The 25,126-nt window shown below is 72.1% G+C and carries 21 protein-coding genes; 10 read left to right on the forward strand and 11 right to left on the reverse strand.

All coding sequences use genetic code 11. The features are described from left to right. Positions 1-13 precede the first annotated feature (13 nt). Positions 14-1,024: a UDP-glucuronic acid decarboxylase family protein gene (locus WMF26_RS49595; RefSeq protein ID WP_063823936.1), complete on the forward strand. Its 1,011-nt coding sequence runs from the start codon at positions 14-16 to the stop codon at positions 1,022-1,024. A gap of 29 nt (positions 1,025-1,053) precedes the next feature. On the opposite strand, the gene WMF26_RS49600 is transcribed toward WMF26_RS49595, so the two are convergent. After that, positions 1,054-1,647, reverse strand: a complete 594-nt coding sequence (locus WMF26_RS49600) for an SgcJ/EcaC family oxidoreductase (RefSeq protein WP_437998413.1) — start codon at positions 1,645-1,647, stop codon at positions 1,054-1,056. Positions 1,648-1,741: 94 nt separating this feature from the next. Beyond that, positions 1,742-2,767 carry an aldo/keto reductase gene (locus WMF26_RS49605; RefSeq protein ID WP_437998414.1) on the reverse strand — a complete coding sequence of 342 codons (1,026 nt, stop codon included), beginning with the start codon at positions 2,765-2,767 and terminating at the stop codon, positions 1,742-1,744. A gap of 799 nt (positions 2,768-3,566) precedes the next feature. Here WMF26_RS49605 and WMF26_RS49610 point away from each other — a divergent pair. After that, entirely contained in the window at positions 3,567-4,802 is a 1,236-nt protein-coding gene (locus WMF26_RS49610) for a glycoside hydrolase family 5 protein (protein WP_437998415.1), read from the forward strand. Between the two features lie 70 nt (positions 4,803-4,872). Here WMF26_RS49610 and WMF26_RS49615 read toward each other — a convergent pair whose 3' ends face one another. The 5 genes from WMF26_RS49615 to WMF26_RS49635 form a co-directional block, all read right to left on the reverse strand. Continuing rightward, positions 4,873-5,469, reverse strand: a complete 597-nt coding sequence (locus WMF26_RS49615; protein WP_437998416.1) for a 50S ribosomal protein L11 methyltransferase — start codon at positions 5,467-5,469, stop codon at positions 4,873-4,875. A gap of 43 nt (positions 5,470-5,512) precedes the next feature. Further along, complete coding sequence (locus WMF26_RS49620) at positions 5,513-6,184, reverse strand: DUF4291 domain-containing protein (RefSeq protein ID WP_437998417.1); 672 nt, start codon at positions 6,182-6,184, stop codon at positions 5,513-5,515. Positions 6,185-6,353: 169 nt separating this feature from the next. After that, positions 6,354-7,388, reverse strand: coding sequence for an NADP-dependent oxidoreductase (locus WMF26_RS49625; protein WP_437998418.1), 1,035 nt, complete (start codon positions 7,386-7,388; stop codon positions 6,354-6,356). Positions 7,389-7,567: 179 nt separating this feature from the next. Then, positions 7,568-8,170 (reverse strand): TetR/AcrR family transcriptional regulator, encoded by a 603-nt coding sequence (locus WMF26_RS49630; RefSeq protein WP_437998419.1) that lies wholly within the window; start codon positions 8,168-8,170, stop codon positions 7,568-7,570. 163 nt (positions 8,171-8,333) lie between these two features. Continuing rightward, positions 8,334-8,666 carry a hypothetical protein gene (locus WMF26_RS49635; RefSeq protein WP_437998420.1) on the reverse strand — a complete coding sequence of 111 codons (333 nt, stop codon included), beginning with the start codon at positions 8,664-8,666 and terminating at the stop codon, positions 8,334-8,336. Between the two features lie 348 nt (positions 8,667-9,014). Here WMF26_RS49635 and WMF26_RS49640 point away from each other — a divergent pair, with 348 nt between their 5' ends. Then, positions 9,015-9,944, forward strand: coding sequence for a phosphatase PAP2 family protein (locus WMF26_RS49640; protein WP_437998421.1), 930 nt, complete (start codon positions 9,015-9,017; stop codon positions 9,942-9,944). 70 nt (positions 9,945-10,014) lie between these two features. Further along, complete coding sequence (locus tag WMF26_RS49645; protein WP_437998422.1) at positions 10,015-10,302, forward strand: TOBE domain-containing protein; 288 nt, start codon at positions 10,015-10,017, stop codon at positions 10,300-10,302. A 42-nt stretch (positions 10,303-10,344) separates the two neighbouring features. Here the strand turns inward: WMF26_RS49645 and WMF26_RS49650 are convergent, their stop codons facing one another. After that, positions 10,345-11,835 carry a Do family serine endopeptidase gene (locus WMF26_RS49650; RefSeq protein WP_437998423.1) on the reverse strand — a complete coding sequence of 497 codons (1,491 nt, stop codon included), beginning with the start codon at positions 11,833-11,835 and terminating at the stop codon, positions 10,345-10,347. A gap of 670 nt (positions 11,836-12,505) precedes the next feature. Here WMF26_RS49650 and WMF26_RS49655 point away from each other — a divergent pair. Then, positions 12,506-16,381 (forward strand): DUF4215 domain-containing protein, encoded by a 3,876-nt coding sequence (locus WMF26_RS49655; RefSeq protein WP_438002499.1) that lies wholly within the window; start codon positions 12,506-12,508, stop codon positions 16,379-16,381. 47 nt (positions 16,382-16,428) lie between these two features. Here the strand turns inward: WMF26_RS49655 and WMF26_RS49660 are convergent, their stop codons facing one another. Continuing rightward, positions 16,429-18,183, reverse strand: coding sequence for a sensor histidine kinase (locus tag WMF26_RS49660; protein ID WP_437998424.1), 1,755 nt, complete (start codon positions 18,181-18,183; stop codon positions 16,429-16,431). Positions 18,184-18,607: 424 nt separating this feature from the next. Here WMF26_RS49660 and WMF26_RS49665 point away from each other — a divergent pair, with 424 nt between their 5' ends. From WMF26_RS49665 to WMF26_RS49685, 5 genes are all read left to right on the forward strand, one after another. Continuing rightward, positions 18,608-20,617: a methyl-accepting chemotaxis protein gene (locus WMF26_RS49665; protein ID WP_437316913.1), complete on the forward strand. Its 2,010-nt coding sequence runs from the start codon at positions 18,608-18,610 to the stop codon at positions 20,615-20,617. A 34-nt stretch (positions 20,618-20,651) separates the two neighbouring features. Further along, the gene (locus tag WMF26_RS49670) at positions 20,652-21,683 is read left to right on the forward strand and encodes an FHA domain-containing protein (protein WP_437998425.1); all 1,032 of its coding nucleotides are present in this window, start codon (positions 20,652-20,654) and stop codon (positions 21,681-21,683) included. Between the two features lie 70 nt (positions 21,684-21,753). Next, positions 21,754-22,203, forward strand: coding sequence for a 1,2-dihydroxy-3-keto-5-methylthiopentene dioxygenase (locus WMF26_RS49675; RefSeq protein WP_437998426.1), 450 nt, complete (start codon positions 21,754-21,756; stop codon positions 22,201-22,203). A gap of 14 nt (positions 22,204-22,217) precedes the next feature. Next, the gene (locus WMF26_RS49680; protein ID WP_437998427.1) at positions 22,218-22,586 is read left to right on the forward strand and encodes a cupin domain-containing protein; all 369 of its coding nucleotides are present in this window, start codon (positions 22,218-22,220) and stop codon (positions 22,584-22,586) included. A gap of 121 nt (positions 22,587-22,707) precedes the next feature. Beyond that, positions 22,708-23,871 (forward strand): flavin reductase, encoded by a 1,164-nt coding sequence (locus tag WMF26_RS49685; protein WP_437998428.1) that lies wholly within the window; start codon positions 22,708-22,710, stop codon positions 23,869-23,871. A gap of 35 nt (positions 23,872-23,906) precedes the next feature. On the opposite strand, the gene WMF26_RS49690 is transcribed toward WMF26_RS49685, so the two are convergent. Both WMF26_RS49690 and WMF26_RS49695 read right to left on the reverse strand, forming a co-directional pair. Next, complete coding sequence (locus tag WMF26_RS49690; RefSeq protein ID WP_437998429.1) at positions 23,907-24,818, reverse strand: methylenetetrahydrofolate reductase; 912 nt, start codon at positions 24,816-24,818, stop codon at positions 23,907-23,909. A 15-nt stretch (positions 24,819-24,833) separates the two neighbouring features. Continuing rightward, the gene (locus WMF26_RS49695; RefSeq protein ID WP_061627665.1) at positions 24,834-25,121 is read right to left on the reverse strand and encodes an MSMEG_0570 family nitrogen starvation response protein; all 288 of its coding nucleotides are present in this window, start codon (positions 25,119-25,121) and stop codon (positions 24,834-24,836) included. Positions 25,122-25,126: the final 5 nt, after the last annotated feature.

Genomic DNA, 25,126 nt, shown 5'->3' on the forward strand with positions numbered 1-25,126 from the left:
CGGAGGTGTTCCGATGGTGGACGCGAACGGGAGAGCGGTGGGGAGGAGCATGCGCATCCTGGTGACGGGGGGCGCCGGCTTCGTGGGCTCGCACCTGTGCGAGCGGCTCCTCGCGGATGGCCATGAGGTCATCGCGCTCGACGACTTCTCGACGGGCTCGCCGACCAACGTGGCCCACCTGATGCGGAGCAGCCGCTTCTGGCTGGTCGAGCGCGACGTGACGCTGCCCTTCGACTACGAGATCGACCGGGTCTACAACCTGGCGTCGCCGGCGAGCCCTGCGCGCTATCAAGGCGATCCGGTGCGCACCACGATCACGAACGTGATGGGCACGCTGCACGCGCTCGAGTGCGCCGAGCGGCACGGCGCGCGGCTGCTCCAGGCGTCGACGAGCGAGGTGTACGGCGACCCGGACGTGCACCCGCAGCCGGAGAGCTACCTCGGCCGGGTCAACCCGATCGGGGTGCGCGCCTGTTACGACGAGGGCAAGCGCTGCGCGGAGTCGCTGGTGATGGACTTCCACCGTCAGGGCCGGGCGTCGGGGCGGATCGCGCGGATCTTCAACACGTATGGTCCGAGGATGGCGATCGACGACGGGCGCGCGGTGAGCAACTTCATCGTCCAGGCGCTGCGGGGGGAGGAGCTGACGATTTACGGGAGCGGGGCGCAGACGCGGAGCTTCTGTTATGTCGACGATCTCGTGGAGGGGTGTGTGCGGCTCATGGAGCACCCGGTGGAGGTGGGGCCTGTCAACCTGGGGAATCCGGTGGAGGTGACGGTGCTCGAGCTGGCGCAGGAGATCGTGCGGCTCACGGGCAGCGCGAGCCGGATCGTGTTCCGCCCGCTGCCGGAGGACGATCCGCGGAAGCGGCGGCCGGCGATCGATCTGGCCCGGCGGGCGCTGGGGTTCGAGCCGCGGGTGGCGCTCCGGCAGGGGCTCTACGCGACGATCCAGAGCTTCCGCGCGGCGCTCTCGGGGGCGGGGGAGGGGCCGCGGCGGGGCGAGGCGGCGCTGGCGAGCTGACGGCTCGTCGAGCGCCGGCGGAGGCGGCCCTACTGGGCAGGTCCGGCCTGCGGCTCCGCGCCGCGCACCGCGCGGAAAGCGTCGGCGGTCGCCTGCGTGTTCTGCGTCGTCACGAGCTTTAGCCGGTCCCCCTCGAGCCGCGCCACGTGGACCAGGATGCCCTGCATGTCGGGCGCGGGTTTGCCGTCGGGGGTCAGGATGCCTGTCAGCACCCATGCCCACCGGACCACCGCGACGTCCGGCGCCACGAAGCGCGTCTCGACGCGCACGCTCTCGAGGCGGCTCTGCCGGAAGACGGTCTTGTGAATGCCAGCGTGGTTTTCCCGGATGGTCGCGCGCCCGTGCCACCACATCCCGAAGATGTTCACGAAGTCCGCGTCCTCGGCGTGCAGGGCGGCGAACGCATCCATGTCGTGTCGGTTCCACGTGTCGTTGAACGCGGCGACGAGCTGCTCCCCGAGCGCCTGCTGCGCGCGCGCGTCGGGCGCTGCCGCGGCCGTCGCCGGCGCCGTGGGCGCGGGCGCCGTGGGCGCGGGCGCCGCCGGCGCGGAGGGCGGCGGCGAGGCGGTGGCGCACGCGAGCAAGAGGAGCGGCAGTGCAGCGGTGGCGAGGGCGCGATGCATCGCGTGCCATTACATCCAGGCGGCGCGAGACGTCAACCTGCGGCGCGCCCCGCGGCGACCGACCTGCAGGCGACGGGGGAGGCGCTCGCCGCGCTCACCAGCGCTTCTGGATGTTCCCGATGAAGTTGTAGGGATATCCGATCTCGAACGCGCTCGCGTCGTCCAGCCTCTGCACCTCTTCGGCCGAGAGCTTCACGTCGGCGGCCTTGAGGTTGTCGTCGAGCTGCTCGAGCGAGCGCGCGCCGAAGATGACGGACGTGACCGTCGGCTTGGCGAGCAGCCAGGCGAGGGCGATGGCCGACGGCGTGGTCTGCTTCTCCTTCGCGATCGCGTTCACCGCGTCGAGCGTCCGCCAGCCGCGGTCGTTGTCGTAATCGGCGAAGCGCTGCTTCCATTTATCGAGGCGCACGCCCTCCGGCGGCGGCTGGTCCTTCACGTATTTCCCGGACAGGAAGCCGGAGGCGAGCGGCGACCACGGGAGGACGCCGATACCGAACCGCTTGCACACCGGGATATGCTCGCGCTCGAGGTCGCGCACGAGCAGGCTGTATTGCATCTGCAGCGCGACGAACCGATGGAGGTGCTCGGTCTTCGCGATCCACTGGCTGTCGGTGAGGCGGTACGCCGCGTAGTTGCTCGCGCCGAGGTAGAGGACCTTGCCCGCCCTCACGAGATCGTCGAGCGCGCGGAGGGTCTCCTCCTCCGGCGTCTCGATGTCTTGCATGTGGATCTGGTAGAGATCGATGCGATCGGTCTTGAGGCGCCTCAGGCTGTCTTCGACCGTACGGACGATGCGGTAGCGGGAGGCGCCGGAGGAGTTCGGCCCTTCGCCCATGCGGAAGCGGAACTTGGTGGCGAGCACCACGCGATCGCGGCTCTTGGCCTCCGCCATCCACGCGCCCACGATGCGCTCGGACAGCCCGTCTTGGCCGTAGACGTCGGCGGTGTCGATGAAGCTCACGCCCCGCTCGAGCGCTCGGCTCATGATCGCAAACGACGTCTTTTCATCGCAGCCGACCTTGTGCATGAACGACTTCTCGTCCGCCTCCCCGAAGGTCATGGCGCCGAGGCAGAGCACGGGGACCTTGAGCCCGCTGGTTCCTAGCGACCGGTACTCCATGGCGAGCAATCTCCTTTGAAATGCGCGGGAGTATAGCGCTGGGCCACGCGGCGTCGACGCGCGCATCGAGGCGCCCTGCCTCTGCGCCTGCCTCTGCGCCTGCCAACCGCTTACCTCGAGCTTCGCCGCCCGCCCCTGCGGCCGCGCCGGTACGGCAGACCTGCGCCGCATCGCGTCGGTGTGGCTGGCGTCGGTGACGCGAGCGGGAGGCTCGAGGGCGCGTCGTGCCGCGCCACTAGATCCGTTCGCCAGGCGCGGACCTCGCGCTCGCGGGCGACCGCCGCGCGCCAGTTTGTGATTGACGCCGCTAATGTTAACGTTCACATTCCGCGCTGCGGAGCTCCTCTCGCCTTGCCCTGAAAGGCCCTCACGCGCACCGGGCCCTGCGCCCTCATGCGCGTTCACCTCGACGGTCGCGCCATGGCTCCAGACGAGGCGCACGCAGGGGGAGGAGCAGCAGTTGGGCTCGGCTGGGACGATATCCGGGCGCACTCCATGCGTCCAGCGACCTGCGATCGTGGCCTGGCTCCGTTACTGGATCTACAACGACACCGGCGGGAAGCATTATTCTACGGCGATGATTGCGTCATGTGCACCTCGCCCTGGGTGAATCCCCAGCGCAAGAACTGGGAGTGATCTCGCGTGGAGGGGGCTGGAGCGCCAGCTCCCGGCACCTCCGCGCTGCCAGGGGCGAGGTTGTACTTCGCGGAGGGCTTCGGTATCCATGTCGTTCATGAACTGCTTGCAACTCTGCCGCTCTGCGGCCACGTCCTGGCTCAATCTCACTGCCCCCTTGTTGATGCTCGTTGCACTGGGGTGCTCCTCGGAGAGCAGCACGAGCGGGAACGCCGGCGGCAGCGGCGGAGGCACGGACACGAGCGGTGCCGGCACGAGCGGCGCCGGCACGGGCGGCGCCGGCACGGGCGGCGCGGGCGGCGCGGGCGCTGGCGACGCCGGCACGGGCGGCGGCGGCGCGGGGGGAACCGGGGGCTCCGGCGGGAGCGGCGGATCGGCGACGCCGGTGGACGCCGCAGCCATGGTCCCCGACATGGGCATCGGGACCAACATCGGCAACACGCTGGAGAACACCACCGCGTGGGAGACGGGCTGGGGCCAGCCGCTGATCACGCAGGCGTTCATCAACGGCATCGCCAGCCATGGAATCAAGACGGTGCGCGTGCCCGTGGCCTGGGACACCTACGCCGTCAACGGCACGATCGACGCCGCCAAGATGGCCCGGGTCAAGGAGGTGGTGGGCTGGATCGAGGCGGCGGGCATGTACTCGATCGTGAACATCCACTGGGACGGGGGCTGGATCTTCAACGAGGAGAACGCCAACAAGTACAAGCTCACCGACGACGTCAAGACCAAGTTCGCGTCCTACTGGACCCAGATCGCCACGGCCTTCAGCGGCGTCGGTCACAAGCTGATCCTCGAGGGGATGAACGAGGAGGGGAACTACTGGGTCAACGGCGTTCGCGACGGGGGGACGCCGGACTACGCCGCCCTGAACGAGATGAACCAGCTCTTCGTCACCACCGTGCGCGAGCAGGGCGGCTACAACGCGAGCCGCGCCCTGCTCATCTCCGGCTTCGTGACGGACATCGACAGGACCTGCGTGAGCGATTTCAAGGTGCCGACCGATCCGGCCGGCACGGGTAGCCTCTTCCTCTCGATCCACTATTACACGCCCTACACCTTCTGCGGCCTCGACACGGTGGAGTCCTGGGGCTCTCCCAAGACGACGTGGGGCACGGACGCCGAAAAGGCGGAGCTGAAGGGCCTGTTCGACAAGCTCGGCGCGTTCAGCGCTGAGCGGAGCATCCCGATCATCCTCGGCGAGTTCGCCGTCACGCCGGGCGAGAACTACCCCCGCGAGCCGGCGTCGCGGAGGCTGTGGATGCAGTCGGTGGTGGAGGCGGCGCAGTCTCGCGGCATCGTCCCCGTGCTGTGGGACACAGGGTCGGAGATCAAGCGCACCGACGGCTCGTTCTCGACGGAGTGGCAGGCCGTCATGGACGCCGTCGACCGTTAGCACCCCTCCGGGAAGGTCGCCCCGGATCAGCAGAAGAGCCTCCAAGGCGCCAGGGCGAGCGGGGAAGGCGCTAGGGCCCTCGCCGGTCGGCCAGGCGCCACACGAGCGTACGCCACGCGCCGCGCTCGAAGATCTCCGGCCTTCGTCCGGCGAGGTGCGGCGCATACCGCGCGACGATCTCCGGGACGTCGGTGGACACGAGGCCCGAGAGGATCAGCGTGCCGAGCGGCGCCAGGCGGGCCGCGATGAGGGGGGCGAGCTCGGTGAGCACGTCGCGAAGGATGTTGGCCACGACGATGTCGAAGCTCCCATCCGGCCACGTCGTCGCGAAGCGCACGCGCGCCTCCACCGCGCTCCGCCGGGCGTTCTCCGCCGAGATGGCGATCGCGGCGGCGTCGATGTCGACCCCGATCGCCTCGCCGCCGAGCTTCGCGGCGGCGATCGAGAGGATGCCGGTCCCGCTCCCGACGTCGAGGAGGCGGAAGCCGCCTCGCGGCGCGAACGCCGCGAGCGCCTGAAGGCACATCCGCGTGCTCTCGTGCCGGCCGTCGCCGAAGGCGTGGCTCGGGCCGAGGACGATGGTGCGCTCGTCGGCCTCCGCGTCCCACGGACCGGTGACCACGCGAAAGCGCGGCGGTACTTCGACGATGGTCGGACGGTCGCTCATGCGTCGCCGAGGCCTGCCGCCGCGCGGACGGTCCTCCCGCCGTTCATCGACCTCGCTCCTCTCCGCCCGCCCACCGCTCGAGCCCGACCCGCCTCGCCCCCTCCGCCTCCGCCGGCCAGTACACCTCTTCCCGCGGGATCACGAGCCTCGAGGCGCCCTGGCCCCTCAGCGCCTCTCGCTGCTCCGCCACGAGCGCCGAGATGTCCTCCACGCCCACCGTCCACTCCTCGGCGAACCGCCGCAGCGTCGCGCCGCGCAGGCCGAGCTGGATCGCCCTCCGCGCGACCGGCGCGCCCGAGGGATGGTGGTCCGGATCCCACTGGAGGCGCACGTCCGAGCGCTTCAGATCTCGATTCCACGCCTCCTGGTCCGTGTACAGCTCGGGGACGAAGCTCGACGGCACCGCGGCGGCCAGGATCGCGTCGAACCCCGCGCGCCGCAGGCGGATGGCGAGCACCGCCTCCTGGTCGGGCTTCGTGCCCCAGCCCGAGCGGTACATCATCCAGAGGAAGTTCGGCTTGATCCAGCTCATGCGGCCGAAGCTGAACTCCGGGCCCCCGAGGCGCTGGTGCAGCGCCGCGTGGCGGGCGATCGAGGGCCGGTACGCCTGGTAGACCACGATGGTCTCGGCGTCGAACTGCGCGAGGATGTGGCGCCCCGCGGCGGGCCAGCGGGCGGCCTGCGCAGCGTACGGCTCGAGGACCAGCTTCTCCATCGCTCCCTCTCGTCCCTCTCCGGCTTCCCCGGCGCGCCGACGTCGGTCGCGCGAGGCCGCCAGCATAGCGCGCCCGCGCTGCGGATGGCGCCGCGCACGGCAGAGCTGGCGGACCGAATCAGCGTCGCAGCGGAGAGCCGACCTCGCCGCGCTCGCCGGCGGCGGCGCGTCAGCCGGCCGCGACGCGCACCACGAGCTTGCCGAAGTTGCGCCCCTCGAGCAGGCCGATGAACGCCTCCGGCGCGTTCTCCAGCCCGTCGACGAGGTCCTCGCGCAGCTTCACCCGGCCGTCGGCGACCCACTCGCCCATGTCGCGGCGGAAGGCCTCGAAGCGGTCGGCATAGTGATCGAGGATGACCAGGCCCTGCATGCGGATGCGCTTCTGCAGCACGGCCGTCATCAGCAGCGGCAGCCGGTTCGGGCCGGGCGGCGGCGTCTCCTCGTTGTAATGCGCGATCAGCCCGACCACCGGCACGCGCGCGCCGACGTTGAGCCGCGGCAGCACCGCGTCGAACACCGCGCCACCGACGTTCTCGAAATAGACGTCGATGCCGTCCGGGCAGGCCACAGCGAGGCGCTCGGCGAGCTGCGGATCGCGGCGGTCGAGGCACACATCGAAGCCGAGCTCCTCGACGGCGTAGCGGCGCTTGTCGGCGCCGCCGGCGATGCCGACCACGCGCGCGCCCTTCAGCTTGGCGATCTGCCCGACCACCGCGCCGACCGCGCCGGTGGCCGCGGCCACGACCACGGTCTCGCCCGGCGCGGGCCGGCCGATGTCGAGCAGGCCGACGTAGGCGGTGAACCCGGGCATGCCGAGCACGCCCAGCGCCAGCGACGGCTGCGCCAACTCGCCGAGCTGCATCAGATCCTGACCGTCCGAGAGCGCGTAGTCCTGCCAGCCGGCGTTGCCGAGCACCAGGTCGCCGTCGCGGAACTGCGGATGCTTGGAGGCGATGACGCGGTTGACCGTGCCGCCCACCATGGGGTCGCCCAGCCGCACCGACGGGGCATAGACAGGTCGGGTTTCGTCCATCACCTGACGCATGTACGGATCGAGCGAGAGGTACAGGGTGCGCAACAGCACCTGTCCTTCGCCCGGCGTCGGGACGGCGACCTCCTCGAGCCGGAAATCCTGCGGCGTCGGCAGGCCGCGCGGACGCGCGGCGAGGAGGACACGGCGGTTGACGCTATCGCTTCGAGACATGGGCTACTCCGGGGGTGAGGTGTGGTTGACGTGGGGTGGAACAACGTTCTGCTCGCTCGCTCCGGCGCGCCCTCGGCGCGCCGGCACGGGCGAGGCGAGCGCGGCGTGGACCTTCGAGTAGACCGGTCGTCTAGAAGGCGGGCACGACGAAAGGCCGGGATGCATGCTCCTCTCCCGCCTCAGGCCGTCTGCGCCAGACCCAAGAGCTGCCGCGTGCCGGCCATGGCCGTGTCCAGCGGCGCGCGGTCGCGGGCGATCTTGGCCAGCAGACTGGCGCCGAGCCAGCTCTGGTAGAGCGCGACCGCGACCGCGTGCGCGTCCGGCGCGGCCGCCAGCGAGCGGTCCGCTCTGCCCGCCTCGATGCAGCGCGCCAGGCGCTGGATGATGCCGCGGGTGCCGCGCTCCAGCGCCGCGCGCATGCTCTGGGACAGATCGGAGACCTCCGCGCCGAGCTTGACCACGAGACAACGGCTCTGCGCCTCCTCGCCGGTCTGCGAGTCGAGCCAGTCGTGGAAGTAGGCGACCAGCCGCTGCGCGGCGGTGCCCGGCTGCGCCAGGAGCGCATCCATCCGCGCGAGGTAGCCGGCGAAATACGCCTCGAGCACCGCCTCGCCGAAGGCCTCCTTGGAACCGAAGTAGTGATAGAACGAGCCTTTCGGCACCTGCGCCGCCGTCAGCACCTCGGCCAGGCCGACGGCGGTGAAGCCCTTACGGAGCAGCAGCGGCTGGGCCACGTCGAGGATGTGCCGGCGGACGTCGATGGTGGCGGCAGTCCCGTTCATGACGTCGCAGCGTAGCATCTAGTAGACCGGTCGTCTAGAAGGGCGAGCCTCGCCCAGGCTGGGCAGCCCGGCCGCTGACGAGGCGCGGACCCGGGCTGGGAGCCCGGGGCGCAGGTGGAGCCCGGGGCGCAGGTTGAGGCAGCCCGGGGCGGCGACCCGCGCGTCAGGGCGAGGCGTCCCCCTCCTGACAGCGGCCCGCAGTGCACTCGAGCGGGCCCGGCGCGACGCACTCGTACGCGCAGTACCGCCCAAAGCTGTTGTAGTCCTCGATGAGCGCGCGGGCCTCCTCTTCCACATACGCCTTCTTGGCGCTGTTCACGGCCACGAAGCACCCGAGTGGGCAGCCGGGCGTCGCATAGACGCATTCCGAGGCGTCGTTGCAGGCGTTCGACTCGGCGACGATCGCGTCGAATTCTTCCTGGATCTCTTCCTCGCTCTTCGCGCAGCCCGCGCAGACGAGGCCGATGATCAAGAGCACCATCCCTTTCGCGCGCATCGACATGCTCCACCTCCGGCAAGAGACCGCGAGCCTCGCGCCTTCAAGGAGCGTTCGCTGCGGCGCGCTGTTCGGGATACCTCACCCTTCCCAGCCTTGGCCTCGCCAGCACGAAAGCGGCACGGGGACGTCCGCGCCTCGAACCCCAGCGCGCCCGCCAGCGGCGCACCCCGGTGAGCACCGAGAGCACGTGCGCCGCCCGCGGCGAGCTGCGACGGGTCGAGGGGATGCTGCGCGAGCGGCCGAAGCAAGACACGCGTGTCGCTCGCCCCGTGCGCGCGACCCGCCGCGCGCGCTGCGCCGCAGCGCCGCGCCGGACCGGGCAGCCCGCGTGCTAGAGCTCCGGCCATGGAAGCGCTGGATGTCCGCGCGGATCAGCTCGCCTCGGCGATCGGCGCACGGCCCGTTCTGCTGCTCGCGTTGCTCTTGGCCGGGACCGTGGGGGCCCTCCTCGGGCTGGTCGCGGTCGCGCGCCTCTCCGAGCGCCACGCCCGCGCGCTGTGGGGGCGGGCCGCGGGGGCTTACCGCGCGGCGGCCGAGCACCCGATCACGCAGCGGCTCTCCGCCCGGTTCCCCGCGATCGCGCGGGTGCTCCGCGATCTCTCCGCGTCCGAGTACCTCGTCATCCACCTCGGCCTCGGCCTCGCGCTCACCCTGGCCGCGCTCGTGTTCGTCGCGATCGCGCAGGCCGTGAGCGGCGACGCGTGGATCGTTCAGGTCGATCTCGCGCTCGCGCGCGCCCTCCACGCGTCGTCGAGCAGCGCCGGCGTGACGGCGCTCGGCGCCTTCACCCACCTCGGCAGCGGCTGGGCGCTCACGGTGCTGGCCCTCGTCGTGGCCGCGCTGCTGCTGAGCCGGCGGCAGCGCGTCCTCGCCGTCGGCTGGCTGATCGCGCTCGCCGGGGGCGGGCTCCTCAACCAGGCCCTCAAGGCCCTGTTCGCGCGGCCGCGGCCGCTGTTCGACGAGCCGCTCGCCGTCGCCGCGGGGTGGAGCTTCCCGAGCGGACACTCGATGGGCACGTTTGTCACGTTCGGCATGCTCTCGTACCTCGGTCTCCTGTTCCTCCGGACGCTCCGCGCTCGCCTCGCGCTCGTCGCGTTCGCGCTCAGCTGGACCGTGGCGATGGGCTTCAGCCGGATGTACCTCGGCGTGCACTACCTGAGCGACGTGCTCGCGGGGTTCGCCGCGGGAAGCATGTGGCTGGCCGTCTGCATCTCCGGGATCGAGGTCGCGCGGCGCCGGCCGGGCAGGGCCGGCGGCCAGCCGCTCCCGGCCTGAACGGTCGCGGCGCCTACGGGTTCTCGGCGCCCGCGCGGAACAATCAGTTAGTCACACTAAGTTACTCCTCGTGGCTGTGAGACTCTCGGCGACCCACGCGGGGACGATCGGACCGCTCGGCACTACGATCCCCCGGGTGAGGGTGGGGATGCAGATCAGCGGCAGGAACAAGATTCCCGGGAAGATCACGGAGATCGTGGTCGGCGACGTGATGGCCAAGGTGGTGATGGAGGGGCCGGGCGGCACGGAGCTCGTCGCGGTGATCACGAGCGACGCGGTGAAGGAGCTCGGGCTCTCGGTCGGCAAGGAGGTGCAGGCGCTCATCAAGGCGACCGAGATCATGGTGATCGCCGAGTGACCGGCGCCGGCGGCGGGCCGGCGCGGGGCGCGCCGCCCGGGCTCACCGCTCCACGAGCACGAACCGCGTCCGCCCTTCCCGCCACGCCAGGAGGAGCACCGGCCGCTTGTCCGTGGCGTCGACCTCCTGCTTCAGCTGCTCGGGGCCCGTCAGCGGCTTCCGGTTGACCTCCAGGATGACGTCCCCCGGGCCGAGCCCCGCCCGCGCGGCCGGGCTGCCCGGGCTGAGCCCGACGACGAGCGCGCCCTTCACGTCGCCGGGGATCTCGAACCGCCGCCGCAGGTCGTCCGAGAGCGCGGCGATCTCGATGCCCAGCGCGCCCGTCGGCGTCGGCGCGGGCGTGGGCGCCTCCGCCTTCGGCTCCGGCAGCTCGTCGAGGGTCGCGGCGAGCTCCAGGCTCCGGCCGTCGCGGAGCACGCGCAGCTCGACCCGGGTGCCCGGCTTCGTCTCGGCGATGCGCATCCGCAGGTCGCGGCCGTCGGCGAGGTGCTCCCCGCGCAGCGCGACGATCACGTCGCCGCGCCGGAGGCCGGCCTTGTCGGCGGCGCTCCCCGCGGACACGTCGCTGACCACCGCGCCGCGCGTGTCCGGGGGCAGCCCGAGCGCCTCGGCGAGCCCGGGCGAGACGTCCTGGATCGCGACGCCGAGCGCGCCGCGGATCACGCGGCCGTGCTCCACGATCTGGTCCATCACCGCGCGCGCGAGCTTCGAGGGCACGGCGAACCCGATGCCCTGGTTGCCCTGCGCGCCGCGCGCCAGGATGGCCGTGTTGATCCCGATGAGCTCACCCGCCATGTTGATGAGCGCGCCCCCCGAGTTGCCCGGGTTGATGGCCGCGTCGGTCTGGAGGAAGTCCTCGTAGTCGACGATCCCCATGTTGCCGCGGCCGACGGCGCTGATGATCCCCTGGGTGACGGTCTGGCCGATGCCGAACGGGTTGCCGATCGCGAGCGCGAAGTCGCCCACGCGCACCGCGTCCGAGTCGCCGAAGGGCGCGAACGCGAACTCGCCCCCCTCGAGCTTCAGCACCGCGACGTCGGTCTTCGCGTCCACGCCGACGACCGTCGCCTTCATCTCCTGCCGCCCCGGCACGGCGACGCGCACCTGAGTGGCGCCCTGGACCACGTGCGCGTTGGTGATCACGTGGCCCTCGCGCGACACGATCACGCCCGATCCGAGGCTCTGCTCGCGCTGCACGAGCGGGCCCGGCGCCTGGCCCTCCTGGCCGCCCCTGTCGTCGCGCCCGTCGCGCCCGTCGCCGCCCATCCCGAAGAACTCGTGGAAGAACGGGTTCGAGAAGAACGGGACGCGCTCGGGCGCCGGCGGGCGCACGAACCGCACCGAGGAGACGTTCACGACCGCGGCGCTCACGCGCGACACGATCGGCGCGAAGCCCTCCTGGAGCGAGACCGCCTCGCGGGCAGAGGGCGGCACGTCGAGCGGCCCCGGAGCCGGCGGCGGGGTCGCTTCGGCGATCTGCTCGACCCGGCGCTCCGCCCGATCCAGGCAGCCGAGCGGAAGCGCGGTGATCATGGCGAGAGGAACGACCCAGCGTGCGCGCATGCCGGCGCGGTATTCATCTCCCGTGCCCTCGCGCGCCGCGCTCGGCCGCCGGCGCGGAACACGGCTGAGGTGGCCAGCCGCGCGAGGTGGCGGCGTATGCATGTCCCTCCGCTCCGGAGCGAGCCGGAACGCCGAGGCCCACGGCCGACTCCGCCGCGGCGATTTGTCTCAAGCTCCCCCCGCCGCTCGCGTCACTGTGGCGCGAACGCCGCGCCGCGCGCGGGCGCGCTTGGAACGCCGGCGCTGTCAAGCGCGAAGCCCTGCCGCGCTCGCCTCAGCAGCCATCCGCCAACCCCCGCCAGCACCCTGCGTCGCGTCAGGTGCGTCATCCCTTCGCGCGGCTCTCGGCCTACGCGGGTAGGACGCACGCACGCACGCACGCACGCACGCACGACGATCCCGACGACCAGGAAAGGCCGAGGGCAGCGAGGCGCGCCGAGCACAGCCGCACGGGCACGGCGAAACGGCGAAATGTCGAAGCGGCGAAGCGTCGAAACAACGAGGTGTGATTTAACGCTAGAGGTGTGAGGCGCGTTTACGATATGGTGCATCCTAGCGCCGTTGGCCTCTGCTGAGCGCAACGTGCGTTATCGAGGTGGCTGTGGGCGTGAGAACCTCTTATCTGGCTTTGGCGTTGGGATTGCTTCAAATCACGGCGGGTTGCGGCGGGGACGTCTCGTCCCCGGGCGACGCCATGGGCTCCGGGAGCGGCGCGGGCTCCGGCACCGGCGGGCCCGGCTCCGGCGGCGCCGGCGGCGAGCCGGAGTTCACGGTCGGCAGCGGCCCTGGCCTCGGCGGCAGCGGCGCGGGCGAGCCGGATCCGTGCGACGTCGATGAGCCGCCGCCCGAGTGCTTCCTGCCGCCCGATCCCGCGTGCGGCGACGGGGCGAAGAACCAGGAGGCCGAGACCTGCGACGACGGCAATACCCTGCCCGGCGACGGCTGTTCGGGGCAGTGCCAGGTCGAGCCCTACTGGGAGTGCACGACGCCCGGCCAGCCCTGCCGGCTGACCATCGCGTGCGGCGACGGCATCCTCCACCCCGGCGAGTTCTGCGACGACGGCAACACCGCGGACGGCGACGGCTGCAGCGCCGATTGCCTCTACGTCGACTCCTCGTACGTGTGCCCGAGGCCGGGCGAGCCGTGCATCCTGCTCTACGACTGCGGCGACGGCCGCGTGAACGGCTCCGAGGAGTGCGAGGACGGCGACGACCCGCCCGCGTCCGGCGACGGCTGCGACGCCGAGTGCAAGCGCGAGCCGGGATATCAGTGCAGCCGGCCCGGTCAGCCGTGCACGCCGCTGCCGGTCTGCGGCAACGGCGACAAGGAGACCGGCGAGGGGTGCGACGACGGCAACGCCACGAGCGGCGACGGCTGCTCGAGCCTGTGCCGGCAGGAGCCTTATTACTACTGCCCGACGCCCGGATCGCCCTGCGAGCGGCTGATCGAGTGCGGCGACGGCGAGGTGCAGCCGGGAGAGCTCTGCGACGACGGCAACGCCGAAGGCGGCGACGGCTGCAGCGCCGACTGCCAGGTGCGGGACCCGAACTACGTGTGCCCGGAGCCGGGCGAGCCGTGCATCCTGCTCTACCGGTGCGGCGACGGCCGCGTGAACGGCGCGGAGCAGTGCGACGACGGCGAGGCGGTGCCGGAGAGCGGCGACGGCTGCACCGCGGACTGCCGCCTCGAGGAGGGCTGGGTCTGCAGGCCGGGCCGGCCCTGCACCGTGAGGACCTTCTGCGGCGACGGGGTGGTGCAGGTCGGCGAGCAGTGCGACGACGGCGGCGGCGCGTCGCCCGCGGGCGGCGACGGCTGCACCGCGCAGTGCAAGATCGAGCTCGGCTGGACGTGCCCGCCGGCCGGCGGCGCCTGCACGCCGCCCCCGCCCCCGGTGTGCGGCGACGGCGTGATCGGCGGCGACGAGGTGTGCGACGACGGCGACGACACGCCGGCCAGCGGCGACGGCTGCAGCGCCGATTGCCGGACCATCGAGAGGGGGTGGGACTGCTCGCGCGTCGGGTTCCCCTGCAAGACGGTCTGCGGCGACGGGATCAAGGTCGGCGCCGAGCAGTGCGACGACGGCGATCTCGTCTCCGGCGACGGCTGCGACGATCGGTGCCGGATCGAGCCCGGCCGGGTGTGCGACAATCGCGAGCCCCAGGACTGCAGGGGCCGCTCCGTGTGCGGCGACGGCGTCCGCGAGGGCACCGAGGTCTGCGACGACGGCAACGGCAACTGGCGCGACGGCTGCACGCCGGACTGCAAGCGCGAGCCCGACTGCAGGGCCGGCGCGTGCCTCTCGATCTGCGGCGACGGCATCCTCCTGCCCGGCGACGCCGCCGAGCAGTGCGACGACGGCAACACCGAGAGCGGCGACGGCTGCTCCGCCACGTGCCGGATCGAGCCGGGCTACGTCTGCACCGTGGCGCCCACAGAGATGCGGCTGCCGATGGTCCTCCGCGACTTCATCGGCTGGTGCCCGAGGGAGACCAGCGCGAGCAATTCCCAGTGCGACGCCCGCCTGACGGACCGCCTCATCGGGCACTTCGACTTCGAGATCACGCCCAGCGGCACCACCTTGCAGACCGACGGCACCGTCGAGTCGACGCTCGACGCCGAGGGCAAGCCGGTGAACGCCCACGGTAACGGCTACTTCGAGCCGGCCAGCAGCAACGGCTGGACCACGGGGCAGGAGAACTTCCAGTGGTGGTACCGGGACAACCCGATCTTCAACAGGACGCTCGTCACGACCATCCAGCTGACCGAGACGCCCACCGGCAGCGGCAGGTACGTGTACCAGCGGAACCCGTTCTGGCCGGTGGACCTCGACCCGCCCGGCGCCGATCCCGCGCTCGACAGCCTCGTCGCCGCCGGGCTGGAGCGGGCGCAGGACAACGGGCACAACTTCTACTTCACGAGCGAGGTCCGCTACTGGTTCCAGCACCGCTCGGACGGCAACGCGAGCAACAACCCCGTGCTCACCTTCTACGGTGACGACGACGTCTGGGTGTTCATCAAGAACACGCTGACCGCGGACATCGGCGGCATCCACGGGCAAGCCCAGGAGAGCGTGACCATCCTCGACAACGGCGACGCCCAGGTGACCCCCTGCCCCACCTCTTCCGGCTGCCCGAACCGCGCGGCCTACACCGTCGACCTCAACCTCGAGCACGGGAAGGTCTACGAGATCGCGGTGTTCCAGGCCGAGCGCCACGTCACCGGATCGAACTACCAGCTCACGCTGGCGGGCTTCAGCGCCGGAACGTCGGTGTGCACGCCGCAGTGCGGGGTCGAGCCGCCGGTCGTCACGCCGGGCGAGGAGTGCGACGACGGCCGCGCGAACGGGACCGGCTATGGCCAGTGCAACAACTGCCAGCTCGGCCCCTACTGCGGCGACGGCGTGAAGAACGGCCCCGAGGCCTGCGACAACGGCGTCAACAACAGCACCTACGCCAACGCCTCGAACGCCTGCGCGCCGGGGTGCGTGGCCCCGCCCCGCTGCGGCGACGGCCTGGTCAACGCGCCCTACGAGGCGTGCGATCTCGGCTCCGGCAACACGGCGAACGGCTACGGCGGCTGCACGACCTCGTGCGAGATCGGGCCGTCGTGCGGCGACGGCGTGGTCAACGGCCCCGAGCAGTGCGACGACGGCAAGAACGACGGCTTCTACGGCACCTGCAACCCGAACTGCACGCGCGCCCCGCAGTGCGGCGACGGCCGCGTGGACGAGGAGTGGGGCGAGCAGTGCGACGACCCCACCGACGCGAACTGCGTGGGCTGCCAGCTCGGCGTGCATTGCGGCGACGCGGTGGTGCAGTCGAACTACGGCGAGGAGTGCGACGACGGCCGCAACGACGGCGGCTACGGCGAGTGCGCCCCGATGTGCCTCTACGGCCCGCGGTGCGGCGACGGCGTGGTGCAGCCCGACGAGGAGGACTGCGACCTCGGCGAGGGGATGAACACCGGCGCGTACAACGGGTGCAACGCCTCCTGCACCTACGGTCCGTACTGCGGCGACGCGGTCATCAACGGCGCCGAGGCCTGCGATGACGGCGTGAACGACGGCTTCTACGGCAGCTGCTTCCCCGACTGCACGCCGGCGGCCCAGTGCGGCGACAGCCACGTCGACGAGGAGTGGGGCGAGCAGTGCGATCCCCCGAACGAGGCGACCGGCTGCAGCGACAACTGCCGCCTCGGCGCCCAGTGCGGCGACTCCGTGGTGCAGGCCCACCTCGGCGAGCAGTGCGACGACGGCAAGAACGACGGCGGCTACGGCGAGTGCGGCCCGCAGTGCAAGTACGGGCCGCGCTGCGGCGACGGCGTCGTCAACGGCCCCGAGCAGTGCGACGACGGCAACAACACCGGCGGCTACGGCAAGTGCGCGCCGGGGTGCAAGTACGGGCCGCACTGCGGCGACGGCATCCGCCAGAGCGCCTACGAAGAGTGCGACGACGGGAACAACAGGAGCGGCGACGGCTGCAGCTCGGCCTGCGAGTACGATAGCCAGCCGCTCTAGTCAGAGCGCCGCGTGACAGGGGCGCGCGCCCGCGGGCGGCGCCCCTGTCACGGCACGTCCGGCGCCCTCGGCCGCACCGTGGTGTCCCCCGGCGGCTTCTCCAGGAGCGGCGGCCCCCCGACCGGCAGCCAGATCTCGAAGACCGCGCCCCCCTTCTGGGCCTTGCGGTAGCCGATCTCCCCCCCGTGCTCGAACACGATCCGCTGCGCGATCGCGAGCCCGAGCCCCGTCCCCTTCTCCTTGCTCGTCGCGTACGGCTCGAACAGGCGCGGCACCATGTCCTCGGCCACCCCCGGCCCGTTGTCGCGCACCACGATCCGCACGCGATCGTTCGGCAGCGGGCCGATCGTCACCGAGACGCGCGGGTCGCGCCGGACCGCGCCCGCCGCCTCCAGCCCGTTCTGGACCAGGTTCGTGAGCACCTGGATCAGCTGGTCCCGGTCCGCCGAGACCTTCGGGATCGGCTCGGCCACGAGCTCGACCCGCGGCGACGCCGCGCCGCCCGTCGTCCCGCCCGTCTCCTCGCCCGCCGGCGCCGCGTGCAGCGTCACCACCCCGCGCGCGATCGCCACGAGATCGACCGGCTCCGGGTTGGGCGCCGGCAGCCGGGCGAACCGCGTGAACTCGGTCACGATGTTCGCGATCCGGTGCACCTCGTTCAGCACCGTCGACGTCGCCTCCTCGAAGTAGTCGTCGAACGCCGGATCCTCGCGCTGCCGCAGGCGGCGCAGCGTCTCCACCGCCGCCCGGATGGGCGCCAGCGGGTTCTTGATCTCGTGGGCGATCTGCCGCGCGACCTCGCGCCGCGCCGCGATCCGCTCCGTCGCCGCCAGGCGCTTGCGCATCGCGGCGAGCTCGTCGATGGTCGCGTTGAACGCCGCCGCGAGATCCGCGATCTCCCGCCCCCCGCGCCCCTCCACCCGCCGCGGCGCGCCGCTCATCACCTCGCGCGTCTCGCGGGCCAGCGCCGCGATCGGCCGCGACAGGCTGCGCGCCAGCACCACGGCGATCCCGAGGGCGATCGCCAGCACCGTGGCGCCGGTCAGCGCGATCGAGCGATCGAGCCGGGCCAGCGCCTGCCTCAGCGGCTCGCGCGACACCGAGGCGACCACGTCGAGCCCCGGGATCTCCGGGACGTCGAGGACGCGCACCACCTCGGCCTCGCCGCTCCGGGGCGCGGGCCCCCCCTCGGGCGCCGCCGTGAGCCGCACGTGGTACGCGTCGCCGATGCGCGCGAGCACCGGGCCGATCCGCCGCGCCCCCACGAGGCCGATCGTCACCCCGTGCCGCGACAGGGCGCAGTGGACCTCCAGCGACGGCTCGCCGCCCGCCTTCGCCGGCCGGAGCCGCGGCGCGCCCCCCGGGGCCTTGATCGCCTCCGCGAGCCGCGGGTCGCGGGCGCCGATGCGCGAGGCGTCCTCGGCCGCGAGGACGCTCCCGTTGGCCGCCACGAGCGACAGCGCGTCGAGGCGCAGCGCCTTGGCCTGGCTCGGGACCAGGCGGCGCAGCGCGATGCGGCTCGTCGGGTCCATCGCGTCCGGGTCGCCCTTGGCCCGCTCCAGCTCGACGTGGGCCTTGTCGACGAACGTGTCGTGCTGGCAGAACGGCGGCAGGAGATCGCGCAGCGCCTCGGCCTCCCACGCGAGCTGCTGCCGGACGCCGGCGTGCGCCGCGTCGATCCGATCGGCGAAGCCGCTCTCGATGATCTCGCGCGACGCCTCGCGCAACGTCAGGCCGACGAACGCCGTCGCGATGATCGCGACGAGCCCGAAGGCGAGCAGGAGGCGAGCGGCGAGGGGCATGGCGGGGCGGCCACGGCCGCCCGGCCGCGTGGCCACCCCGGCGGCCAGGACGGCCGGGCGGCCGCCGCGGTCTGCGGCGGTGTTCAGGGTAGAGCCTGGAGGAACCGGCGCCCGCGCCGAGCCCCCGCGGCGGTCCTTCTCCGCCGCGTCTCCGTGCATACGCCATCGGGTCGAGGTCGTCCAAATTCATCGCGACTTCCCCACACGCCGGCCCTGGCCGCGCGGCCGCCCCTGCGCCCCTGCGCCCCTGCCCAGAGGCAGCGCTCGTCCGCGGCTCGCCTGCCCGCGGCCCCTCACCGCGCTTCTGCCGCGCGCTCTCCTTGCACCGGGGGGCACTCGCCTCTTACGCTCGGGCGTCCTCGGGTCGTCGGGTGCGCGCTGGCCCACGCGCGCGCCGCCGCTCGACCGCGCTGGAACGCACGAAATGAACTCCAAGCAGCTCTCCATCCCCATCGCCGTAGTCCTCGCGCTCGTCGGCCTCGGGTTGAGTTTCGCGTCGAGGTCGCTGGCGGAGTTCTCGGGCCAGCTGTTCATGTTCTTCGGCTTCTCCGCGGCGGTGGCGGTGGTGTACGCGAGCCTCGCGGGCAAGGGCGGCGTCCCCCTCGGGGGCCTGCGCGACGCGCTCCGCGCGGCCGCGCGGGGCAAGCGGCCCAAGCTGCCCGAGGGCGCCCCCGCCGACATCGCGGAGACCTACGAGCAGATCGCCGAGCTGGCCGGCCGGCAGGCCGAGCTCGCGGAGGAGCGCCACGCGCTCGCCGAGGAGCGCGACAAGCTCGCGCGGGAGCGGGACGGCCTGAGCCGCGAGCGCGACGGGGTCGAGCGGCAGCGCGACGCCCTGGAGCGGGAGCGGGACAGCTTGAGCCGCGAGCGCGACGGGCTCCTGAAGGAGCGCGACGGGCTCACGAAGGAGCGCGACACCCTCGAGCGGGAGTGCGCGAACCTCACCCGCAAGGTGAACGACCTCGCGCAGCGCGGCCCCGACATCGACGTCGACGCGCTCGTCGACGCCGTGCTGCGCGCCACCGCCGGCGAGCGGGTGCGCGTCCCGCCGGGCGCGCCGCCGGAGCTCTCGCGCCTCTACTCGGAGCTCACCGGCATCGCGGAGCGGGTCACCCAGTCCGAGCTGCGCGACAAGCAGCGCCGGTCGGAGCTGGCCCAGGCCACCGTGCTGCTCGACGAGCTCCTGCCCAAGCTGAGCGACGGCGTGAGCAGCGTCATGCACGCGAGCGAGCAGGCGACCGTGTACATCCGCGACATGACGACCGCCCTCGCCAACATCGCCCAGTCGGTCGAGTCGCTCGCGTCGAGCGCCGAGGAGTCGAGCTCGAGCATCCTCGAGATGACCGCCACGAACGAGGAGGTCGCCGAGAACGTCGGCGAGCTCGGGTCGAGCGTGCGCGAGACGGTCTCGTCGATCGAGGAGATGGCCTACTCGATCCGCGAGGTCGCGAAGAACGTCGACGCCCTGGCGCTGACGGCCGAGGAGACGAGCTCCTCGATGAACCAGATGGACGTCTCCATCGATCAGGTCCAGTCGAACGCGAACGAGACGGCCCGGCTCTCGGAGGAGGTGGCGACCGACGCCGAGAAGGGCGCCGAGGCCATCCTGAAGACGATCGGCGAGATCTACCGCATCAAGGAGTCGAGCCAGGAGGCCGTGGCCGTCATCTCGAACCTCGGCTTCCGGATCGAGGCGATCGGGCAGATCCTGGCCGTCATCGACGACGTCGCCGAGCAGACGAACCTGCTCGCGCTGAACGCCGCGATCATCGCCGCCCAGGCCGGCGAGCACGGCAAGGGCTTCGCCGTCGTCGCCGACGAGATCAAGGACCTCGCCGAGCGCGCCGGCGGCAGCACGAAGGAGATCGCGGAGCTCATCAAGACGATCCAGTCCGAGTCGAAGAACGCGATCGCCGCCGTCGAGCGCGGCGCGCACAACGTCGACCGCGGCGTCGAGGTGTCGAACGAGGCCGAGCGGGCCCTGAAGAAGATCCTGGAGAGCTCGCAGAAGTCGACGAACATGGTGCGCGCCATCGCCCGAGCCACGGTCGAGCAGGCCAAGGGGTCGAAGCAGGTCACGGACGCGATCGGCCGCATCGCCGAGACGGTGCAGCAGATCGCCGCCGCCACGGCGGAGCAGGCGCGCGGCTCGGAGCTCATCATGAAGAGCGCGGAGAAGATGCGGACCATCACGCAGCACGTCGAGCGGTCGAGCCAGGAGCAGGCGCGCGGCGGCCGCCAGATCACGAGCGCGATCGAGCAGATCTCGAACCAGGTCCACAGCCTCAACGCCTCGCACCGCAGCCAGACGCGCGGCGGCGAGCAGCTCATCGAGGCCGGCAAGCGCATCGAGGAGGCGGCGCGGCAGCAGGATCAGGCGGTGCGGCAGCTCGTCAGCGCCACCGAGCGGATGCGTCGCACGGCGGCGATTTGACCCCCCGCGGCCCTTCCGCGCAGAGGCAGCGTCGATGGCGCTAACGATCGTGGTGCTCTCGCCCGGCGGGGCGGGGAATTCGCCCGGCGGGGCGGGGAGGGAGGGCGAGCTCTCGCTGACCCTGGACGCGCCCCGCATCATCCTCGGCCGCGCCGAGGGCTGCGAGGTCCGCCTCCCCGACACGAGCGTGAGCCCCCGGCACGCGTCGATCCGGCAGCGCGGCGCCACCTACCTGCTCCTCGACGAGGGCAGCGAGAACGGCACCTTCCTCGGCAAGACGCGCATCGCCCCGCGCACGGCCATGCCGCTGCGCACCGGCGACCGCATCCGCATCGGGCGCGTGTGGCTCGCGCTCCGGATCGAGCCGGCGGTCCCGAAGGCCTCCCCCGCCGCGGCCGCCAAGGAGCTCGCCCTCGAGCTCGTCGCCCGCGGCCTCGCCGCCCAGGGCGAGGATCCCACGCCGCGCGTCGTCGTCGTGGACGGCCCGGACCGCGGCCGCGCGCTGCACGTGGAGGCGCCCGGGCGACCCTACTTCGTCGGGCGCGCCCAGGACGCCGATCTCACGCTCGACGACCCGGACGTCTCCCGTCGCCATGTGGCCATTACGCGCAGAGGCGACCAATTCTCAGTTCAGGATCTCGGGTCGCGCTCCGGCGCCTCGCTCGACGGCGCTCCGGTGCCTCAGTTCGATACGATCTGGCGGCCTGGACAGGTGCTGGCGATCTCGGCCGATCGGCTTGTGTTCGAGCATCCGGCCGCCGAGGCGCTCGCGGAGATCGAGCGCAGCCCGTGCGAGCCGCTCCCTGCGGACGCGGCCGTCGAGCCTCCTTCGGCCGAGGAGCCGTCCGCGGCGTCCTCCGCGCCGTCCTCCTCGCCGACTTCCACGCCGACGCCTTCGCCTGCCTCCGCGAGCACGTTATCGCCGCTCGCGCGGCCTGCCGCGGCGGCGCCGCGCGTTGCGCAGGGTGGCGGGTGGGGATTCACCGAGGCGCTCATTGCGTTGCTCGCGCTGGGTGTGCTGGCTCTCAGCATCGCGGGTCTGATGTGGCTGCTTGGACGCGGTTAGCGTCTTGACGTCGCGCGCGCGCAGAGGTCGAAGAGCCCAGTCCCGGAGGGTGCGCATGCGTGCGATCCGAATGAGCGCTGAAGGCGAGATCGAGTTCACCGAGGCGGAGCTCCAGGCGGAAGGGATCCGGTGCGGCACGTTCGACCCGGGCGCAGCTGCGCTGGCCTTGCAGCGCGTGAACGCGGAGCGCGGGTGGACGGAGCACGACGAGGTTCGACGCGACACGAGCAATCCTCGCGATGAGGCGGAGAGCGCGCGGGAGGCCGACGAGCACTGCCACCTCGGCGACGAGGTGCGGCTCTTCCTCGAGGGGCAGGCCCTGTACGACGTCCGCTGCATGAACGACGACTGGTTGCGGATCTGGGTCGGCGCGGGCGATCTCGTGGTGGTGCCGGCGCGGCGCTACCACCGCTTCGTGGCGAGCAAGGCCGCTGCGCTCCGCTACTTGCAGCCGTACGGCGGCCGCCACCTGCTCATGCAGCTCTACCGCGTGTCCGACGATCGGACGCGCGCGTTCTGATCTGGAGGTCTTCGATGGCGCGCCCTTACCGTCTCGTCACGTCCGCCGCGCGCATCCCGGTGCCTGGCGGCAAGCTGATCGAGGAGCTCTTCGGCCGCGTGAACACCGGCACGGACGGCTTCAGCCTGGCGCACATGGTGGCGCCGCCCGGGTGGAGCGAGCCGGCGCAGACGCCCGCGTTCGGCGAGCTGACGCTGATGATCCGCGGCCGCATGCGCGTCGAGATCGCGGGCGAGACGGTCGACCTCTCCGCCGGGCAGGCCATCTGGACGGAGCCCGATCAGCGCGTCCGCTACAGCAACCCGTTCGACGAGGAGAGCGAGTACTTCGCCCTCTGCATACCGGCGTTCGCGCCGGACCTCGCGCGGCGCGACGCCGGGTGAGCCGCGTGCGGGCGGCGATGGCCGCGCGCGCGGCGGGTGGTGGCCGCGTGGCGATGGACGAGAGCGCGCGCGCGGCGCAGATCCTGGATCCCGGGTGCGCGCCGAGCGCGTACTATGGCCTATGCTCTTCGATCCCGCGGAGTTCCGGAAGGTGCTGGGCCAGTTCGCGACCGGAATCACGCTCGTGACCACGGTGCAGGACGGCACGCCGCAGGCGATGACGGTGAACTCGTTCAGCGCCGTCTCGCTCGATCCGCCGCTCGTGCTGTTCTGCGCGGACCGGCGCTCGCGCACGAGCGCGGCCATCGAGGCGTCGGGCGTCTTCGCGGTGAACATCCTGCGGGAGCAGCAGCGGGACATCTCGGATCTGTTCGCCGGCAAGGGCACGGACATCGATCGGCAGGCGGTGCTCACCGAGGCGCACGTGGCCGAGTCCGGCAGCCCGATCCTCAAGGACGTGCTCGCCTTCATCGACTGCAAGGTGGAGCACGCGTACGACGGCGGCGATCACATCATCTATGTCGGCCGCGCGCTCTCGTCCGGCCGGGGCGAGGCGGGCGCGCCGCTCCTGTACTACCGCGGCACGTACCAGGCGCTCGACGACGTCTGGCGGTGGCGCGACCGGTACGCGGCGAAGGAGCAGGCGACCCCGTTCCACGAGCTCGTCGACTTCTTCGATCGCATGCAGGCGGAGGGGCCGTACGCGACGCTCATCGACGAGCTCGTCACGCTGGCCGATCCTGGCGTGGAGGAGCGGTGCCTCGACCTCGGCTGCGGCACCGGCCGGCTGACGCGCGAGATGGGGCGCCGGTGCCACGAGGCGGTCGGGATCGACGCGACCGCGGCGATGGTCGAGCGCGCCGCGCAGCGGGCGAAGGCGCTCGGCCTGGACAACGTGACCTTCCGGGAGGCGCTCGCGACGCGGCTCCCGTTCCCCGACGCCTCGTTCGACGTGGTGACCGCGTCGAACCTGCTCCTGCACGTGCCCGAGCCGGGCCCGGTGCTCGCCGAGGCGGCGCGCGTGCTCCGCCCGGGCGGCCGCCTCGCGCTCCTGGAGCCCGCGCCCGGGATGAACCGCGTCGCCATGGCCGGCTACCTGCGCGGCCACCGGTACAACCCGCCGACGGCCCACGCGATGCTCGCGTGGGCCGACGCGGCGGAGGTCACCTACCGCCACACCGAGGACCGGCTCACCGCCGATCTGAGCGGCACGGGCTTCGAGATCGATCGCCGCGAGCGCCGGATGAACGGCCTCGCGCTGCTCTGGATCGCGCACAGGGGGTGAGCCCCCGGCCGGAGGGGCTCACGCCGCCCGCCGGCTCACGCCGCGCGGCGGAGCCCCGCCTCCTCGACCAGCCGGGGCACCCAGTCCTCCGCGCCGATGGAGCGCATGTGGATGCCCGAGAGCCCGGGGATGTCGCGCAGCCCGCGGATGAGCTCCAGCGTGATCCGGTAGCTCTCGCCCTCGGCGTCGCCGCTCTGGCGGACGCGCTCGATCAGGTGCTCCGGCACCACGAGGCCCGGCACCTTCTGCAAGAAGCTCAGCCGGTCCACGCCGGCGAACGGGAAGATCGCCGCGATGAAGTGGGCGCGCTCGTGGAGCCCGCGCTCGACCACCGCGGCCATCCAGCGGCGCATCGGCGCGAGCTCGAACACCGCCTGCACCTGGATGAAGCTCGCGCCCGCGTCGATCTTCGCGCTGAGCCGGTCCATCGCCCCGGCGATCGCCTGCTCCCCGCACGGGAAATCGATGGTCCCGACGTGGAAGTAGGGCGCCGGCGAGATGACGTCTCCATTGTAGAGCTTCCCCTCGCGCGTCATCCGGCGGGTCAGCTCGATCGCCGCGTAGCTGTCGACGTCGCTCACCTCCTTGGCCTCGGGATCCGAGCCGATGGCGCACGGATAGCCGCCCAGGATGATGATGTTCGAGAGCCCGAGCGCCGCCATCCCGAGCAGGTCGCCCTGGAGGGCGATCCTGTTCTTGTGGCGGAGCGAGAACTGGAGCACCGGCTCGAGCCCCTCCTGCTTGACGAAATGGCCGACTGCCATGTTGGCGCAGCGCGCCTGGGAGAGCAGGTGATCGTTGATCTGCACCACGTCGACACACCCGGCCATGTTTCGGGCGTGCTTCAAGAGCTTCTCCAGGTCGTAGTGCCGCGGGGGCGTCAGCTCGGCGGACACGAGGAACTGGCGCTCGCTGAGGAGGCGCTCCATCTTCGACTTCGACACCATACCGTGCTCCTTCCGTCACTCGACGAACTTGAGGACCCGGACCTTGGCCCCGCTCTGGCCGTGGAATCGCGCGGCCGCGCTCGCGATGCGCGCCGCCTCCGCCCGCGCCAGGCTGCAGGGGAACCCGTACTTCTTGAGGACCCGCTCGCTCGCGATCTCGAGCGCCTTCCGGCAACGCGACACGAAATCGTCGATGAAGTAGCTCTCCCCGACGTCGAGGTGCTCTTTCACGACGAGCGACGGAGAATAACAGACCTGCTGCTCGCCGCTCGGCCACTCGATCACGAAGCGCATCTCCGGCATACGTC

Source organism: Sorangium sp. So ce185 (assembly GCF_051526825.1).
GTDB classification, from domain to species: Bacteria; Myxococcota_A; Polyangia; order Polyangiales; family Polyangiaceae; genus Sorangium; species Sorangium cellulosum_D.

What these genes read in the sequence shown, in the direction of transcription:
- WMF26_RS49610 (WP_437998415.1), top strand. Translation starts at nt 3,567, where the DNA reads ATGCTCGTTGCACTGGGGTGCTCCTCGGAGAGCAGCACGAGCGGGAAC.
- WMF26_RS49690 (WP_437998429.1), bottom strand. Translation starts at nt 24,818, where the DNA reads ATGGTGTCGAAGTCGAAGATGGAGCGCCTCCTCAGCGAGCGCCAGTTC.
- WMF26_RS49620 (WP_437998417.1), bottom strand. Translation starts at nt 6,184, where the DNA reads ATGGAGAAGCTGGTCCTCGAGCCGTACGCTGCGCAGGCCGCCCGCTGG.
- WMF26_RS49640 (WP_437998421.1), top strand. Translation starts at nt 9,015, where the DNA reads ATGGAAGCGCTGGATGTCCGCGCGGATCAGCTCGCCTCGGCGATCGGC.
- WMF26_RS49605 (WP_437998414.1), bottom strand. Translation starts at nt 2,767, where the DNA reads ATGGAGTACCGGTCGCTAGGAACCAGCGGGCTCAAGGTCCCCGTGCTC.
- WMF26_RS49650 (WP_437998423.1), bottom strand. Translation starts at nt 11,835, where the DNA reads ATGATCACCGCGCTTCCGCTCGGCTGCCTGGATCGGGCGGAGCGCCGG.
- WMF26_RS49615 (WP_437998416.1), bottom strand. Translation starts at nt 5,469, where the DNA reads ATGAGCGACCGTCCGACCATCGTCGAAGTACCGCCGCGCTTTCGCGTG.
- WMF26_RS49660 (WP_437998424.1), bottom strand. Translation starts at nt 18,183, where the DNA reads ATGCCCCTCGCCGCTCGCCTCCTGCTCGCCTTCGGGCTCGTCGCGATC.
- WMF26_RS49695 (WP_061627665.1), bottom strand. Translation starts at nt 25,121, where the DNA reads ATGCCGGAGATGCGCTTCGTGATCGAGTGGCCGAGCGGCGAGCAGCAG.
- WMF26_RS49635 (WP_437998420.1), bottom strand. Translation starts at nt 8,666, where the DNA reads ATGCGCGCGAAAGGGATGGTGCTCTTGATCATCGGCCTCGTCTGCGCG.
- WMF26_RS49665 (WP_437316913.1), top strand. Translation starts at nt 18,608, where the DNA reads ATGAACTCCAAGCAGCTCTCCATCCCCATCGCCGTAGTCCTCGCGCTC.
- WMF26_RS49685 (WP_437998428.1), top strand. Translation starts at nt 22,708, where the DNA reads ATGCTCTTCGATCCCGCGGAGTTCCGGAAGGTGCTGGGCCAGTTCGCG.
- WMF26_RS49595 (WP_063823936.1), top strand. Translation starts at nt 14, where the DNA reads ATGGTGGACGCGAACGGGAGAGCGGTGGGGAGGAGCATGCGCATCCTG.
- WMF26_RS49680 (WP_437998427.1), top strand. Translation starts at nt 22,218, where the DNA reads ATGGCGCGCCCTTACCGTCTCGTCACGTCCGCCGCGCGCATCCCGGTG.
- WMF26_RS49625 (WP_437998418.1), bottom strand. Translation starts at nt 7,388, where the DNA reads ATGTCTCGAAGCGATAGCGTCAACCGCCGTGTCCTCCTCGCCGCGCGT.
- WMF26_RS49600 (WP_437998413.1), bottom strand. Translation starts at nt 1,647, where the DNA reads ATGCATCGCGCCCTCGCCACCGCTGCACTGCCGCTCCTCTTGCTCGCG.
- WMF26_RS49675 (WP_437998426.1), top strand. Translation starts at nt 21,754, where the DNA reads ATGAGCGCTGAAGGCGAGATCGAGTTCACCGAGGCGGAGCTCCAGGCG.
- WMF26_RS49630 (WP_437998419.1), bottom strand. Translation starts at nt 8,170, where the DNA reads ATGAACGGGACTGCCGCCACCATCGACGTCCGCCGGCACATCCTCGAC.
- WMF26_RS49670 (WP_437998425.1), top strand. Translation starts at nt 20,652, where the DNA reads ATGGCGCTAACGATCGTGGTGCTCTCGCCCGGCGGGGCGGGGAATTCG.